We start from the raw sequence: 16,022 nt of genomic DNA on the forward strand, positions 1-16,022 counted from the left end.
GTCTCAAGCCCCGTAGCCGCGCATCGTCTGACGGTTAACCTTGACCGCGCCGGCCGGATCGGCGGCGGCCGTGTCGGATTCTTCTTCCAGCACCAGCCAGCCGTTGAAGTTCGGCGCGGTCCCGGCGATCTCGATCACCTGCGCGGTATCACAGACGCCTTGGCCAAGCATGGCCCACGTGCCCTTGGCATCGACGTCCTTCAGATGGATGTAGCGGATGCGGTCGCGGTAGGTGGTGAGCGTGTCGGCCATGTCCTTGTGGCCGCGCAGGATATGGCCGGTGTCCGGCACCCAGCCGACCAGATCGGGATCGAGCAAGGCAAAGATCGCGTCGTAATCGGCACGGTCGAAGAGCAGCGTGTTGTGGTGCGAACTCGGATGCACCGCCACTTGCACGCCTGCCTTGCGGCCGAGCTCGCCGGCCTTGTTGTAGACCTCCGTGGCGATGGCGAATTTGCCGTCACGCGGTCCTTCGGAGACCACGGTGGCCGAGCCCATCGACACCAGCGCGCCGGGAAAGTTTGCCACGAAATCGATCCAGCGCCTGGCGGTTTCGAGGTCGGCTCCGATCTTCTCCTTCAGCGTAAAGCCACTGTTCGAGCCGAAGGCGAAAGAGACCAGTGTCAACCCTGACGACTTCAGCGCGGCAGCGAACTCGGTGGGTTTATCCGCGTAGCGGCCGATCATGGTGTCGGTGATCTCGATGCCCGCATACCCGCCATCCGCGATCGCCTTCAACAGATCGTCGGGGCCGCCGGTGAACCGGTCTCCCAGCATTTCCCAGGTGAAGGTCTGGCAGCCGACTTTGAGGTCTTTCACGTTCATCCTTTCAATCCTTGATACCGCTTATTCCTTGATGACGCTCTGCGTCGCCCTGGAGTGGACATCTATTTGACCGATCCCGCGGTCATGCCGGCGAGGAAGTATCTCTGGGCAACGAGGTAGATGATCAAGAGCGGCAGCGAGCCGAGCACGCTCATCGCCATCATCTGGTTCCATTCGAAGGCGTGCTGCCCCATCAGCAGCTGGATGCCGATCGGAACGGTGCGCATGGACGTCGACTTGGTCAGCGTCAGCGCAAAGAGAAATTCGTTCCAGCACAACAGGAAGGTGTAGACCGACGTCGCCACGATGCCCGGCAGTGAAATCGGGACGATCACCCGCCAGAGCGCTGTCCAACTGCTACCGCCGTCGACAGCCACCGCTTCGTCGAGATCGCGGGGCAAGGTGTTCAGATATCCCGTCATCAAAAGGATCGCGTAGGGCAGCGTAAATACCAGGTAAGTCAGGATCAGCGCGACATAGGTGTCGAAGATGCCGTACGAGACGACAAGCCCGAAGAAGGGGATCAAAAGTGTGATCGGCGGAATCGTCTGCGTGCTGATGATGAGTGTATTCAGGCTGCCCTTGCCGCGGAAGTTGAAGCGACTGAACCCATAGGCCGCCAGCAAGGCGATCAGCACCGTCAGCACGGTCACGGCTCCCGCAACGAAGTAGCTGTTGAAGAAGAAGCGCAGCTTCACCGGGTCGCCAAGGATGGCGGCATAGGCTTCCAGGGTGAAGGCCTTCGGCAGGATGGTTGGTGGCAGGGCAAAGATTTCGGTGTTCGATTTGAACGAGCTGCTCAGCATCCAGTAGATAGGGAAGGCCGCGAAAAACAGCCCCGCGGCAAGCGCGACATGCAGCGCGACGGTGATCAGCCTGTCTTTCGGCGTGTGCCTTTTCCTCATGGTGACTACCGAGCCTTTTGATAGCGGATGTAGAACAGCGTCAGGCCGAGAGAGATCAGCAGGATGACCACGGCACTCGCCGACGCTTGAGACAGGTTGTAGCTCGAAAACGCCAGCTTGTAGGTGTAGGTGCTGAGCACCTCGGTCGAGTAGATCGGACCACCGCCCGTCGTGATCCAAATCAACGGGAAGACCTGCATGGTCCAGATGAAGTCGAGCAGCGAGATGCTGATGATGATCGGCATCAGCTGCGGAATGGTGATGAAGATCAGCTTCTGGTAGGCCTTCGCGCCATCGATATCGGCGGCCTCGTAGAAATCCTTGGGAATGCCCTGCAAGCCTGCGAGCAGGCTGACCATGAAAAGCGGATAGCCCGCCCAGATGTTGGCGAAAGTGACGGCGTGCAGCGCGGTTCGCGGCGAGGAAAACCACTCGACCTTGGAACCGATGATGCCCAATTGCAGGAGAATGCTGTTCACGACACCGTTCGGCTCGAGCAGGAGGCGCCAGATCACCGCGATGATCACCGCGGTGAACAGCCAGGGCAGTATGTAGAGCACGCGCAGGATATTGCGCAGCGTTGGATTGATGCGGTCGCTGTTCAGCATGAGCGCGAAGATCATGCCGATGGTCATGTGGAAAACGACGCTCATGCATGTGAAGTAGAGCGTGTGCCACAGCGAAGCCCAGAACACGGGATCGTCGAAGATCGCCTGGTAGTGTTTAAGTCCGGCAAAGGACGGGTCGCGACGCAGCACCGCGCTGTTCTGGAACGAGTAGCCAATCACCGTCACCATCGGCAGCAGCATCAGCAGGCCGATTATTACCAGCGAAGGCGACAGATAGAGATAGGGCGCGACCGCTCGTTTCAGTCTGTGGTGGGTGCGCTTCTGTCGGGTCATGTGCCAGCCTTGGGATACGCCTTCAAGAGAAGGTGAGCTTCGTAAACGGATCCATCTCAATTGCCGATCCGTTGTTGCCGGGCGGCCTGCCCGAAGCAGGCCACCCGGTTGAAGATAGCAGACGGGGAACAGCCCGATCAGAATTTCGCCATCCAACCCTTCTGAGCGGCGGCCGCGGCCTGTTCCGGAGACTGCTCGCCGGCGAGCATCTTCTGGGCTTGCACGTCGAACTGGGTCATCAGGTCTTCAGCCACCGGCAGGCCCGTGAACTCATTGGCGAGATAGCCGGTCTTGAAGATTTCGAAAGCCTTGCCGAAAGCCTTGTCCGAGGTCACGAAATCGGGCTTGGCGTTGACGTTGCCCGGGAAGGCATTGGCAAGCGACACGAGCTTGCCATTCACCTTTTCGCTCATCAGATACCGGACGAGTTTCCAGGCCTCTTCCTGATGTTTCGAGGCCGCGGAGATGCCGATGCCCCAGGAGGCATAGGGAAGGCCGCGCTTGCCCGTATAGCCCTCCACGACCGGGACAGGGATGAGGTCGAAGTTCAGCTTGGGATTGCGCTTGCGGATGAGGTTCACATGCGCGAGCGAGTCGATCATCATCCCGACGCGGTCGTTGACGAATTCCTCGACCTTTTCCTGTTCGGTCTTGGTGGCGATGCCGGGCGAGATGGTGCCGGCGTCGTTGAGCGATTTGACGAAGGAGAGCATATCCACCACCGGCTTGCCCTCGAGGGCGGGCTTGCCGTCCGCCATCATCGACTGACCCGAAGCCCAGACCCACGACATCATGTCGTTCTGGACGCCGGACGGCGTCTGCAGCGACAGCGGCAGCACCCAGCCATACTGGTTCTTGTCGGCGTGCGTCATCTTCTTGGCGGCGTCGAGAAATTCCGCGCGGGTCGAGGGCAGCTTGGTTACGCCTGCCTGGGCGGCGAGGTCCAGATTGACGAAAACCGGATAGACGAACGAGGCGACCGGAAACATCACCGCCTTGCCGTCGACCTTGATGATGTCGGCGACCTGGCTCTTGTCGAACTTGCTCGCATCCATCATCGGGTTCATGTCGGCGAGTGCGTTCTGCGCATTCAGGTTGTTGACCCAGGCGCCGTCGAGGCCGACGACGTCGCTGAGCGTTCCGGTCGCGGCGCCGACCGAGATCTGGTCTCGCGTCGTCGCATAGGGGCCGCTGACCAGCGTCACCTTGATACCGGGGTTCGCGGCCTCGAACTCATCCATGATTGCCCTGAGCGAGCCAGCCGGCAATTCGGGCTCCCACCATTGGGTGAATTCCAGCGTCGTGTCCGCCATGGCGCCGGTTGCGCCAAGCAGCCATGCGGCCGCGGCTATTTTCAGCATCGCGGGTTTAATACGAAACGTCATGTTCTCCTCCTTCTTTGGGGATCGACCGCACAATGCGGACGATCGTCTGGTTATTCAAAAGTCTTCTTACGCAGGCGCCTCCCCCTCGCCTGCGGGCCTTCGCGGGTCTTCAGATCGCCAGATGCGTCTCGGGATCGAAGAAATGGAGCTTGGCGTCATCCAGGGCCAAGCGGATTTCCGTGCCGGAGCGGACCGTGCTGGCCGGTTCGAATCTCGCCACGGCATTCGACGCCAGGCCGAAATCCTGCACCGCGTCCGGGTCGCCGGAGTCCACCCGGACCGCGTCGATGTTGAGATGGACGATGTGTTCGGATCCGAGTTCCTCGATCGAGGTCACCTTTGCCGGTATCGTCTGGTATTTGCGGCCGGATTCGAGGTTGCCGTCATAGAGATCCTCGGGTCGGATCCCGAACACGACCTTGCGCCCCGCATACGACCTCAAGCCCGGCCTGCGCACGAAGGCCGCATCCTGCAGCCGGATGGCGAAGGTGCTGGACATCAGTTCCTCGCCCGTCAGGGTCGCTTCGAAAAGGTTCATCGAAGGAGACCCGATAAAGCCGGCAACGAAGGCGTTCACCGGCGATTCATAGAGCCTCTTGGGTGTGTCGACCTGCTGCAGAACGCCGCCTTTCAACACGGCGACCCTGTCTCCCATCGTCATCGCTTCGGTCTGGTCGTGGGTCACGTATATGGTCGTTACGCCGAGCTGCTTTTGCAGACTGGTGATTTCGGCGCGCATCTGCACGCGCAGTTTCGCGTCCAGATTGGAAAGCGGTTCGTCCATGAGAAAGGCGGCCGGCTCACGCACCATGGCGCGGCCCATGGCAACCCGTTGACGCTGTCCGCCCGAAAGGTTCGCGGGCTTGCTGTCCAGCAGCGATGTCAGCTGAAGGGTTTTGGCGATCTCGTCGACGCGCTTCTTGCGCTCGGCCTTCGGCTTGCCGGCCAGCCGCATCGAGAAGGCGATGTTTTCGAACACCGTCATATGCGGGTACAGCGCATAGCTCTGGAAGACCATCGCGATGTCGCGGTCCTTGGGCGGCATGTCGACGACGTCGATACCGCCGATCCGGAGGCTGCCGCTGGTGACGTCCTCCAATCCCGCGATCATCCGCAACGCGGTGGATTTGCCGCAGCCGGACGGCCCGACGAGAATCAAAAACTCGCCGTCCTCGACCGACAGATTCAACTGGTCGATCGCGTGAAAATTGTTCCCGTATGTCTTGCAGATATTCTCAAGAACGACCTCTGCCATTTTCCTCCCTCCACAAGTCTAAGCCACTGATTTTTGTAATTTTCCTTGGCTTATGATCACCTGCGAGATATTTCCTCGGATAGTTCGGGCTCTGTCGCGGCATCGAGCCGCGCATGCTTCAGTTCGAATGGCGACGGCGCGTTCGTCGATGCCAGCAGTTCCGTGACCTGATCGTCGGTCGGAAGCGCCTCGCGCCCGCCTCGTCCCGTTATCGAATGGGCCGCCGCCGCGGCCGCGAATGCGACCCGGCCCGCGGTGTCGGCGCCGCGCGTCAGTGCAAGGGCGTAGGCGCCATGAAAGCAGTCGCCTGCGCCGGTCGAGTCGACGACTTCAACCCGGTGCGGAGGCAGGTGCCAGAGCCCGGCCTCGCCGCGTCCACGATAGTAGACGCCCCTACCGCCATCCGTCAGAACCACGGCGGACCGCGACGGCAACCACAATGCATCGAGTATTTCTGCCGGCGTTCGGCGGCCGGTGGCGATACGCGCAAAGCCGAGCGGAAGAATGAGATGGTCGCAGAGCGCGATCAGCCTTTCGGTGGCTGGGCCGCTGCTCCATTCGATATCGCCGAGGATGGCAAGGCCACGATCGCGAGCCCGAGCCACGACATCCAGCGACCCGATCGCGTAACTGTCGACGATCAGGACGGTCGCGCGGCTGAGGATCTCGTCCGGAAAGTCCGGCGCGGTGCCCAGCATCGCTTCGTCGTCATACGCGATGAACCGCTCCCCATCCGAGCCGACGGTGATCCGCGAGCGCACCGGGCGTGCGTTGGAATGGCGCGGCGCGAACGCGGTTTCAACGCCGCTCGCAACGAGATCGCACAGCACGGCGTCGTCGGCGGCACTGCCCAGCCATCCGACGAACCCGGCGCTTCCGCCGAGCCGCGCGACGGCGACAAGGGCCGTCGCGACATTTCCTCCGAAAGCCCGGGCACTTTGCAGAACCTTCCCCTTGCCCGCCGACAACCGCTGATCGACATAGACGATGTCGTCGATCGCAATAGCTCCGAAGCCGAGGATTGAAGGGACGGTGGGCATCGTTCAGGCACCCGCCCTTGCCAGGGCATCTTGCGCCGAAAGGCCGTCATGGATGACGCCTCGGAAGGCAATGGCCGCCTTCTGCGGATCGCCATGTCCCCAGAGATTGCGGCCCACCACGGCGCCGCGCGCGCCGGCACGGATGGCGTCCGCGGTCTGCTGAAGGGCGCCGAGCAACGTGTCGGTCTTCGGACCACCGGCGATTACGACCGGCACAGGGCAGGTCCGAACGGTCTCTCGAAACGACTCGAAATCGCCGGTGTAGCCGATCTTGATCACGTCGACGCCGGACTCGTAGCCGATGCGCGCCGCATAGGCGATCTCGTCGGGAGTGAAGACGATCTTTGTCCCGTCGGTGAAATCGCGAGGGTAGACATGCGCGACGACGGGCATGCCGTAGCGGGCCGCCGCGTTCACCGAATCGGTCAGCCAGCGTATGTACTTGCCCTCGGTCGCGCCGCGTACCGGAATGGCCACGGCCAATGCATCTGCGCCAGCGCGCACCGCATCCTCGGGCGTTGCAATCAGTTCACTGATGCGGTCGTCCGGGGTGAAGCAGCCGGCCTGGATCACCAGGCAGGCCTTGCCCGCGTATTGCGGCCACAGATGGCGCGCGGTGCCAGGCTGGATGCTGACATAGTCGGGTTTGCCCACCATGACGCGGGCTAGCGCGCCCGGCAGGTCGGCAAGACCGCCTTTGCGCACGTCGCCATAGCCGACGAAGTGGTCGACCGCGCCGCCAAAGAGGTTGCCCGATGGATGTGAGAAGAGGCGCGCAAGGCGCACCTGGGTTCCGAGGCTCATGAGTCCAAAAATCTCCAATCGATTGACTTTAAAATCCCAGACCCAGTGTTTTGGAAAGAAACAACAAATGCAATCTTTCGAAAGCTTTCGAATTCGCGTATTTTTGATAGAGTGAATCGAGGCCATAGCGATCGCCTGGCACATGGAGACAAGGACAGGGCAATGTTGTCGGAGCAGAGACGCCAATCGATCCTGGGTGAGGTGCAACGCAGCGGACAGGTTCGCATCAAGGACCTGTCGGACGATTTTGGCGTGTCGGAAGTCACCGTGCGCTCCGACCTCGAAATACTGGATCGAAAGGGACTGCTGACCAAGACCCGCGGAGGCGCGGTGACACGGACCACGGATTCGACCACGGCCGCGTTCGCCCGACGGATGCAAACCAACCTCGATGCAAAGAAACGCATCGCCCGGGCAGCGGTAGACCTGTTCGAGGACAACCAATCCGTCATCTTCGACGGCGGCTCGACATTGATGCAGCTTGCCATGCAGCTACCCCCGCTCAGCAATGTCGTGGTCGCCGCCACGGCGATGAATATCGTGCAGCATCTGATGCATCGGCCCGGGCTCGACGTTCACATGATCGGCGGCCGGGTCTATCCAGACACGGTGAGCACGCTGATCACCGACGCCGATACCGCTCTCGGCGGCTTGGTGGCGCATCAGGTCTTTGTCGGAGCGCATGCGATCGACTCGTCACTGGATGTGGTCGACGTCAACGAAGACATGGCGCGAACGAAGCGAAACCTCGTACGCATGGCCCGGCGCGTTGTCCTCCTTGCGGATTCCAGCAAATGGGGCGTCAGCGGCACCTCCAAGGCATTTTCGCTGTCGAGCGTCGATGTGGTGATCACCGATGATGGCCTGGCCGGCCCGATACGCAGCCAGCTCGATAGGACCGTGGCCAAGGTGATCTACGTCTGAACCCGTCGCGACCCCTTGCCGCGCGGCAGAGATCCACTGCGTGCTTGACCCACGAGATTCGCGTCGGCGCCCGGCCGGTTTTTCATGCCTGTCATTTCCTCCTCCTAGGGCTGGCAGCCTCCCGAAGTCGCGCCAGCATTTCCGCATGTTCTATAAAAATTTTACGCGCGTCAATATTTAAAATGTTGTATAGCGATTTCGAAAACGATCCGGCATCGTCGCGACGGATCGGGCAGGCCCGTGACCGTATTGGGAGGTACAACAGGAAATGCAGGCGAAATCAGAGGCCAAACTCGGCATCGGCGTCGTCGGGTGCGGCAACATCTCGATGACCTATCTGCGCAACGCCGCGCTGTTTGGCGGGGTCGAGCTTCGCGCCTGCGCCGACATCTCGGCCGAAATGGCGGCGCTGCGAGCCAAGGAATATGGCATCCGTGCCCTTGGCGTCGATGCGCTGCTGGCCGACCCCGAGATCGACCTCGTCCTCAACCTGACCATTCCGGCGGCGCATTTCGATATTTCGTTCTCCGCCCTTTCGGCGGGAAAGCACGTCTTCACCGAAAAGCCGCTCGCAACCTCGGCCAGCGACGGGCGCCGCCTGGTGGCGGAGGCGGCGAAGCGCGGCGTGCTGCTCGGCTCGGCTCCCGACACCTTCCTTGGTGCAGCCGGACGCAGAGCGCGCCGCCTGATGGATGAGGGCGCGATCGGCCGTGCGGTTAGCGGCACCGCCTTCATGATGGGACGCGGCATGGAACACTGGCATCCCAACCCGCAATTCTACTACCAGCCTGGCGGCGGTCCGGTGTTCGACATGGGGCCCTACTACCTGACCATGCTGGTCAACCTGCTCGGTCCGGTCGCGCGCGTCATGGCGATGGCGACGAAGGGCCAGGAGGAACGGTTGATATCGGCCGAAGGGCCGTTCAAGAACACGACGTTCAAGGTCGGCACGCCGACCAATGTGCTGTCGCTGCTCGAATTCCGCTCTGGCGCCACCGTCACCTTCGGCGCCTCGTGGGATGTCTTCAGGCATTCCAACCACCCGATCGAACTTCACGGCACGGAAGGTTCGCTGCGCCTGCCCGACCCGGACACGTTCGGCGGCACCGTCTCGCTGTCCGAACGCGGCGCGGAGTGGAAGGATTTCGCCAGCGAAGGCGAACTCTACGGCGCCCGCAACTGGCCTTACGCCGCGCCCGACCGCGCCAATTACCGCATGCTCGGGGTCGCCGATCTCGTACGCTCCCTAGAGACGGGAGCAGCGCCGCGCGCGTCGGGCAATCTGGCGCTGCATGTGCTGGAGATCATGGAAGCGATTCTGCGGTCGGGCGAGACGAAAAGCTCGGTCGCCATTGCCGGTGACGTCGTCCAGCCGGCCCTGCTCGGCGAAGACGAGGCGCGCGCCCTGCTCGCCTGATCCCCGTGGCGGAGATGACGATGACACTCGATCCGGACGCGCTACGCATCCTCGAAATCGCCCGGGCCGCGGGCAGCGAACCGTTCGAGAATGGCAGCGTGGCGGCGGCGCGGGCCGCCTACAACGCTTCTTTCCCGACGCAGCAAGGCGAGCACGAGCCGGTGGCGGCGACTTCGCAACAGCAGATCGACGGGCCGAACGGCCTCGTGACGATCCGCATCCATCGCGGCATCAGCGCGCCACGCTCTGGCGCGCGCGCCGTGCTCTATCTGCATGGCGGCGGCTGGGTCATCGGCAATCTCTCCTCGCATGACGAGATCTGCCGCTGGCTGGCCAATCTCGGCAATGCCGTCATCGTCTGTCCCGACTACCGGCTGGCGCCGGAGCACAAGTTTCCCGCCGGGCTCGAGGATTGCGCGGCGGCGCTGCGCTTCATGGCCGGGAATGCCGGAGACCTTGGCATCGACCCTGCCCGCATCGCCGTTGCCGGCGACAGTGCCGGCGGCAACCTTGCCGCCGTTCTGGCGCTGCTTGCCCGCGACGGGCTGGCGCCGCCGCTTGCCGCCCAGATCCTGATCTATCCCAACACCGATGCCCGCCAGACGGCGGACAGCTACCGACGTTTCGGCGACGGCTACGGCCTCACCGCCGCCACCATGGCCTGGTTCCGCGACCACTATGTGCGGACGCCCGACGACATCGCGGACTGGCGCGTTTCGCCGCTGCTGGCCTCCAGCCTTGCCGGCGCGGCGCCGGCTTTTGTCGTGACAGCCGGGCACGACATCCTTGCCGACGAAGGCACGGCCTATGCCGAGCGCCTGCGCGCCGACGCAGTGCCACTGGTGTTGCGGCACTGGCCGGGTCAGATCCATGGCTTCGTCTCGATGGGCCGCCACATCCTGGCCGCGCGGCAAGCGGTGAGCGAGGCGGCGGCCTGGCTTCAGCTGCGGACGCGTGCTCAGGCCGACTGACGCATCACCAGGGTCGCGCCGAGCTTGACGTTGCGCGCCAGATCCTGGCCGGGCGGATCGGCCTCGTCCAGCAGTGCCAGCAGGATCTCGACACTGCGGCCGGCCATGGCGGCGAAATCCTGCGCCATGGTGGTCAGCGCTGGACAGGTGTAGCGGCTCAACGGATGATCGTCGTGAGCGGCGACACGGAAGTCGCAATCGGGCCGGCGGCCGATCTTCAGCCCGCGCGAAAAGGCGGCCGACATCACGCCGAAGGCGAGACGGTCATTGGCGCACAGCAGCGTGCGGGCCGGCAGGCCGCCTTTCTCGAGCGTCCTGTCCATCCATTCATGGCCGATGCGCTCGAAATCCCAGTTATAGTCGCCCGCCGACTTGAGAACGACAGGCTCCAGGCCCGCGGCCTGCATCGTGTCGATATAGCTCTGCAGGCGTTCGCCCGAATTGTGGTTGACGTGCGGAATGTCGACATAGACCGGGGGCTCGCCGGACCGGCAGAGATAGTCGACGATGGTCGAGGTGCTTTGGTGGTTGTCATTGCCGACGAACGGCGTGTCGCCTTCGATGTAAGTATCGAAATAGACGATCGGGATGTCCTCGCTCATTCGCTCGAAAACACCGGGCTCGGAAACCCGACCCAAGGGAGCGACAATGGCGCCGGCGACCTTCAGCGACATCAGCGTCCTGACCGATTCCGCCTCCAGTTTCGGCGAACCGTGCGAGGAAATGACGATGGGCCAAAACCCTTCGTCGCGGCAGCGCAGTTCGATGCGGCTGACCATCTCGGCGTAGAACGGATCGGCAATCGTCGGCACGACGATGCCGACATTGCGGGTGCGCTTGCGGTTGAGGTTGCGGGCAAAAACATTCGGCTGATAATCCGAGGAACGAAGCGCGGCCTCGATGCGTGCCCGCGTCGCCGGCTTCACGCTGGCCGGATCGTCGAAATATTTCGACAGGGTCGGCCGCGATACGCCGGACGCCCTGGCGAAATCATCCATCGTCCGGTGGGTCTTCTCCGCCATCGATATTTCAGGCCCCTTTACCCTCAACGCCAGCCGAACTCTGGCCAGAATCAGTCTCGCGACCGTCGCGATGAGGCAGCATTGCTTGACCGAACTTGTTCAGTCAAATTTCCATGTTTCCATTACAACGCAAAAGAATTGCGCACGTCAAATTATTTATTGACGCTCTGAAAATCTCAACTTAGGTTTTGAACTCGCACGGACATGGGGAGCGTACGGCAACCAGAGTCCGGCAGATGGTGAGGACATGAAGAAACTGGTTTGCGCCGGCGAGATCCTGGTCGAGATCATGGCCGAGCGGATCGGCCAGAGTTTTCGCGCTCCTGGCCCGCTGGTCGGCCCGTTTCCATCAGGCGCCCCCGCCATCTTCATCGACCAGGCGGCGCGTATCGGCCAGCCGGCGGGGTTGATCGCGGCGGTGGGAGACGACGATTTCGGCCATTTGAACATCGAGCGCCTGCGCACCGATGGGGCCGACATCTCGGCCATCAAGGTCCATCAGGGTGCCGCGACCGGAACCGCCTTCGTCACCTATGAGGCCGATGGCAGCCGGCACTTCGTCTACAACATCAAGCAGAGTGCCGCCGGACTGATCGGGATCGGCGCGGAAGCGCGCGCGCTGCTGGCCAGTGCCGACCATTTCCACGTCATGGGCACATCGCTGTTCTCGCCCGAGGTGATCGAGGTTGCCCGCAACGGGATCGAGGCGGTCAAGGCACGCGGCGGCACGGTCTCCTTCGATCCCAACATCCGCAAGGAGATGCTCGATCTGCCGGGCATGCGCGACGCGCTGCATTTCGTGCTCTCGAAAACCGATGTGTTCCTGCCGAGCGGGCCGGAACTCTTCACCTTCGCCGAGGCAACCGACGAGGAAACCGCGGCGCGCGAAATGCTGGACCGCGGCATCTCCGCCGTGGTCGTCAAGAAGGGCGCGCAGGGCGCCGTCCACTACGACCGGTCAGGGCGCACCGCTTCACCCGGCTTCGTCGTCGAGGAAATCGATCCGACCGGCGCCGGCGACTGTTTCGCGGCGGCCTTCGTCTCCTTCTGGCTGCGTGGAGAAGCGCCTGTGAGGGCGCTAGAGATCGCCAATGGCTGCGGCGCGCTGGCGGTGACGAAGAAAGGCCCGATGGAAGGCATCGCCTCGCTCGCCACCGTCGAGGCGTTCATTGCGACCGCCACGACCGGAGCACCGGCATGAGCCAGGCGACCGACAGGCTGGCCGCCATAGCAAAGCGTCGTGCGGCCGGCGAACGCGCCGGCATCGCCTCGATCTGCTCGGCCCACCCGCTGGTCATCGAAGCAGCACTGCGCCACGGCAAGGCGCGCGGTGTCGACGTGCTGATCGAGGCCACCTGCAACCAGGTCAACCACGAGGGCGGCTATACCGGCATGACGCCGGGCGATTTCCGCCGCTTCGTCGAGACGATCGCCGGCAAGGCCGGCTTTCCCCTGGACAGGCTGGTGCTCGGCGGCGACCATCTTGGCCCCAATCCGTGGAAGCATCTACCGGCGCCAGAGGCCATGGAAAGGGCCTCGCGCATGGTGGATGCCTATGCCGAAGCCGGATTCACCAAGATCCATCTGGATGCCAGCATGGGCTGCGCCGGCGAAGGTGCCGCACCTCCCGATGCCACGATTGCCGCGCGCGCCGCCGACCTGGCCGGAGTGGCGGAGGCCGCGGTTGAACGAACAGGCGGCGCCAGGCCTGTCTATGTCATCGGCACCGAAGTGCCGGTGCCGGGCGGCGCACAGGAGGCGATGGACCATCTGGCGGTGACGACACCGGAAGCGGCACGCGAGACGGTGCGCATCCACCGCGATGCCTTCCACCAGCGTGGCCTCGATGCCGCCTTCTCGCGGGCGATCGGCGTCGTGGTGCAGCCGGGTGTCGAGTTCGGCAATGCCGAGGTGATCGCCTATCGCCCGGAACGCGCCCGGGCGCTGGCCGGCACACTGCGAGACCTGCCGCAATTCGTCTTCGAGGCGCACTCGACCGACTACCAGCCGATCGGAGCGCTGAGCACTCTGGTCGATGACGGTTTTGCCATCCTCAAGGTCGGGCCGTGGCTGACCTTCGCGCTGCGCCAGGCGCTTTACGGCCTGAGCCACATCGCCGACATTCTTGCACCCGACCCCGCCCGGGAAAGCCTGCCAGCGGCGATGGAGCGCGCCATGCTGGCCGCACCGGGCAACTGGAAGACCTACTATCATGGCTCCGAGGCCGAGCAGAGGATCGAACGCCATTTCTCCTACAGCGACCGCATCCGCTATTACTGGCCGGCGCCGGCGGCGCGGCAGGCCGCGGACGCGCTGATGCGGGCGTTGGCCGAGCGCGATATCCCCTCACCTCTGATCAGCCAGTATCTCGGCCGTCTGGATGGCGCGGTGGCGAGCGGATCCGTCGCGCCAAAAGCCAGGGAACTCCTGATTGCAGCCGTGACGGATGTTCTCGACATCTATGCCAGCGCAACCGGCTGATCCCGACAGTTACGCCTGTGGCACCAGAACCAGGGCGCCTGTGGTGCGGCGCGATTCCAGATCGCGGTGGGCACCGGCGGCGTTGGCAAGGGCGTAGCGGGTCGGCGCCTCGACCCTGACCGCGCCCTGGCGCAGCGCCTGGAAAAAACTGGTGACATGCGGCGCGAGCTTTTCCGGCGTGTCGGTGTAGTGGGCATAGTTGGGGCGCGAAACGGTGATCGATTTCGAGGCGAAGCGGCCGATGTCCCAATTGCCGACCGGCCCGGAAGCCTGGCCGAAACTGACGAGATGGCCGCGCACTGCAAGCGCCGCCAGAGAGCCGGCGAACGTGTCGTTGCCGACCGCGTCATAGGCGATGTCGGCACCCCTGCCACCGGTCAACCGCATGACCGCCTCGGCGAAATTTTCGCGGGAATAGACGATCACATGATGCGCGCCGAGCCGCTCGACGATGCGCGCCTTGTCGTCGCTCGACACGGTGGCGATGACCGTCGCGCCGAGATGGCGCGCCCACTGCACCAGCAACTGGCCGATGCCACCGGCGGCGGCGTGGATGAGGACGATGTCGCCGCGCTTCACGGCATGGACATCGTGCAGCAGAAAACTCGCGGTGACGCCCTTGAGCAGGCCGGCGGCGGCGGTCTCGTCCGAGACATCGTCGGAGAGCCGAACCAGCAGTTCGGGCGCCATGTTGCGCCGTTCGCTGTAGGCGCCGACGGGCGGACAGGCATAGGCGACGCGGTCGCCGATCGAGAAACCCGATACCGTTGGACCAACCGCTTCGATGATGCCGGCCGCTTCCATGCCCGGCACGCCGGGTGGCTGCAGCAGGTCGAAGAAGCCGGTGCGGCAGTAGACGTCGATGAAATTGACGCCGATCACCGTGTGACGGATTCGCACCTCGTCCGGCGCTGGCGGCGGCAGGGCGATGGCCCTGGGCTGCAACTCCTCCGGTCCCCCGTAACGCTCGATGACGATCGCGCGGGTCGTTTCGGCATGGATTGAGCCAGCCTTTGCGGCAACGAGTGGCGCGCTCGCGGATGAAGCCGGCGCGACAATGGCCGGCAACGGTCTCGCCTCAACCGGCGCGCCGACGTTGCGCCGCCGCAGAAGAGCGCGCACCGCCGCGAAGCCCGCCTGATAGATGCCTTCGGTGACCAGCCCGACCAGTTCGTCGCGGCGATGCGCCGGCGGGTGGAATTCGGAACGCCATTCCCAGAAAGTGGTGTCGCCATCGGTCACCGGCTTCAGTCGCAGCGAGGCGACATAGCCCATCAGCGGCAGCGGCGCTTCAAGCAGGCAGTAGCTCAGCCGCCGGTCCTTGTCGGACAGCGCCAGCAATTGCTCGCGCAATTCGCCGCCGTCGTTCAGCCTGAAGTGGCGCACCGAGCCCACCGCATCGACCGGTTCGCCGCCCTCGATCTCGCTGAAGGCAATCGCCGGGTGCCAGCGCTCATGGCCGTTGAAATCGCGCAGGATCGCCCAGACCTCGTCGATCGGCGCATCGATGATGGTGCTCTGGCAGACCCTGACCATCGGCCGGCGTCAGCGCCCGAACCGGTGTTTCAGCGCGGTCAAGGCGGTCTGGAACACGCCATTGCCGATCTGCTGCATCAAGGTCGCCTCACGGTCCGGCGCGCAGTCGAACTCCGCCTGCCATTCGGCGAGCGTCAGATTGCCGTCGGTGATCGGCGTCAGCGAAAGCGTGGCGACGTAGTTCTCCACCGCCATCGGGCTTTCCAGGATCGCATAGCTGCAGGAGAGGTCGTAATCGGACAGCGCCAGCAGCCTTTCACGGATGCGCCCGCCATCCCTGAGCGTGAAACTCCTGATGCAGCCGATCTGGTCGGCCTGCGCATTCTGTTCGATGCGGCTTTCGGCGACGAACGGCGCCCAGTTTGGCAATGCGTTGAAGTTGCGGACAAGCTTCCAGACCTCCGCCGCCGGTGCTGGAATGACCGAGGAGACATAGACCTTGGTCATGCTTGCTGGCCAAGGATGCAACGGTAGAGGCCGCACTTGGGTGCACCTCGGCTGTTGACGCCAGCGCCGCCCCTCATTGTCCTGCCGGACATTTCTCCCCGTATAGTG

General features: G+C 63.5%; 15 protein-coding genes. 5 read left to right on the plus strand and 10 right to left on the minus strand.

Going from position 1 to position 16,022, the window contains the following annotated elements:
• Positions 1-3: 3 nt before the first annotated feature.
• From LB569_RS14575 to LB569_RS14605, 7 genes are all read right to left on the minus strand, one after another.
• Entirely contained in the window at positions 4-825 is an 822-nt protein-coding gene (locus LB569_RS14575) for a sugar phosphate isomerase/epimerase family protein (RefSeq protein WP_224692925.1), read from the minus strand.
• A gap of 62 nt (positions 826-887) precedes the next feature.
• Positions 888-1,730: a carbohydrate ABC transporter permease gene (locus tag LB569_RS14580; protein ID WP_224538314.1), complete on the minus strand. Its 843-nt coding sequence runs from the start codon at positions 1,728-1,730 to the stop codon at positions 888-890.
• 5 nt (positions 1,731-1,735) lie between these two features.
• A complete protein-coding gene (locus tag LB569_RS14585) occupies positions 1,736-2,632 on the minus strand; it encodes a carbohydrate ABC transporter permease (RefSeq protein ID WP_224692926.1) in 897 nt (298 codons plus the stop codon).
• A 137-nt stretch (positions 2,633-2,769) separates the two neighbouring features.
• Complete coding sequence (locus LB569_RS14590) at positions 2,770-4,017, minus strand: ABC transporter substrate-binding protein (protein WP_224692927.1); 1,248 nt, start codon at positions 4,015-4,017, stop codon at positions 2,770-2,772.
• 109 nt (positions 4,018-4,126) lie between these two features.
• A complete protein-coding gene (locus tag LB569_RS14595) occupies positions 4,127-5,272 on the minus strand; it encodes an ABC transporter ATP-binding protein (protein ID WP_224692928.1) in 1,146 nt (381 codons plus the stop codon).
• A gap of 56 nt (positions 5,273-5,328) precedes the next feature.
• Positions 5,329-6,312 carry a PfkB family carbohydrate kinase gene (locus tag LB569_RS14600; protein WP_224692929.1) on the minus strand — a complete coding sequence of 328 codons (984 nt, stop codon included), beginning with the start codon at positions 6,310-6,312 and terminating at the stop codon, positions 5,329-5,331.
• Between the two features lie 3 nt (positions 6,313-6,315).
• Positions 6,316-7,116: a class I fructose-bisphosphate aldolase gene (locus tag LB569_RS14605; RefSeq protein WP_224692930.1), complete on the minus strand. Its 801-nt coding sequence runs from the start codon at positions 7,114-7,116 to the stop codon at positions 6,316-6,318.
• Positions 7,117-7,278: 162 nt separating this feature from the next.
• On the opposite strand from LB569_RS14605, the gene LB569_RS14610 reads away from it, so the two are divergent.
• The 3 genes from LB569_RS14610 (at position 7,279) to LB569_RS14620 (ending at position 10,428) form a co-directional block, all read left to right on the plus strand.
• Complete coding sequence (locus tag LB569_RS14610) at positions 7,279-8,040, plus strand: DeoR/GlpR family DNA-binding transcription regulator (protein WP_224693128.1); 762 nt, start codon at positions 7,279-7,281, stop codon at positions 8,038-8,040.
• Positions 8,041-8,308: 268 nt separating this feature from the next.
• Positions 8,309-9,457, plus strand: coding sequence for a Gfo/Idh/MocA family protein (locus LB569_RS14615; RefSeq protein ID WP_224692931.1), 1,149 nt, complete (start codon positions 8,309-8,311; stop codon positions 9,455-9,457).
• A gap of 20 nt (positions 9,458-9,477) precedes the next feature.
• A complete protein-coding gene (locus LB569_RS14620) occupies positions 9,478-10,428 on the plus strand; it encodes an alpha/beta hydrolase (protein WP_224692932.1) in 951 nt (316 codons plus the stop codon).
• Here LB569_RS14620 and LB569_RS14625 read toward each other — a convergent pair.
• Positions 10,416-11,450 (minus strand): LacI family DNA-binding transcriptional regulator, encoded by a 1,035-nt coding sequence (locus tag LB569_RS14625; RefSeq protein WP_224538327.1) that lies wholly within the window; start codon positions 11,448-11,450, stop codon positions 10,416-10,418. The two genes, LB569_RS14620 and LB569_RS14625, sit on opposite strands and share 13 nt — an antisense overlap.
• A 247-nt stretch (positions 11,451-11,697) precedes the next feature.
• On the opposite strand from LB569_RS14625, the gene LB569_RS14630 reads away from it, so the two are divergent.
• On the plus strand, positions 11,698-12,651 hold the full coding sequence (locus tag LB569_RS14630; RefSeq protein ID WP_224692933.1) for a sugar kinase: 954 nt from the start codon (positions 11,698-11,700) through the stop codon (positions 12,649-12,651).
• Positions 12,648-13,931 carry a D-tagatose-bisphosphate aldolase, class II, non-catalytic subunit gene (locus tag LB569_RS14635; RefSeq protein ID WP_224692934.1) on the plus strand — a complete coding sequence of 428 codons (1,284 nt, stop codon included), beginning with the start codon at positions 12,648-12,650 and terminating at the stop codon, positions 13,929-13,931. Before LB569_RS14630 ends, LB569_RS14635 begins: the two co-directional genes overlap by 4 nt.
• Before the next feature lie 9 nt (positions 13,932-13,940).
• On the opposite strand, the gene LB569_RS14640 is transcribed toward LB569_RS14635, so the two are convergent.
• Both LB569_RS14640 and LB569_RS14645 read right to left on the minus strand, forming a co-directional pair.
• The gene (locus tag LB569_RS14640; protein WP_224692935.1) at positions 13,941-15,467 is read right to left on the minus strand and encodes a zinc-binding dehydrogenase; all 1,527 of its coding nucleotides are present in this window, start codon (positions 15,465-15,467) and stop codon (positions 13,941-13,943) included.
• Between the two features lie 9 nt (positions 15,468-15,476).
• Entirely contained in the window at positions 15,477-15,914 is a 438-nt protein-coding gene (locus tag LB569_RS14645) for an SRPBCC family protein (protein WP_224692936.1), read from the minus strand.
• Positions 15,915-16,022: the final 108 nt, after the last annotated feature.

It is taken from the genome of Mesorhizobium sp. BH1-1-4 (genome assembly GCF_020165665.1).
In the GTDB taxonomy this organism is placed as follows: domain Bacteria; phylum Pseudomonadota; class Alphaproteobacteria; order Rhizobiales; family Rhizobiaceae; genus Mesorhizobium.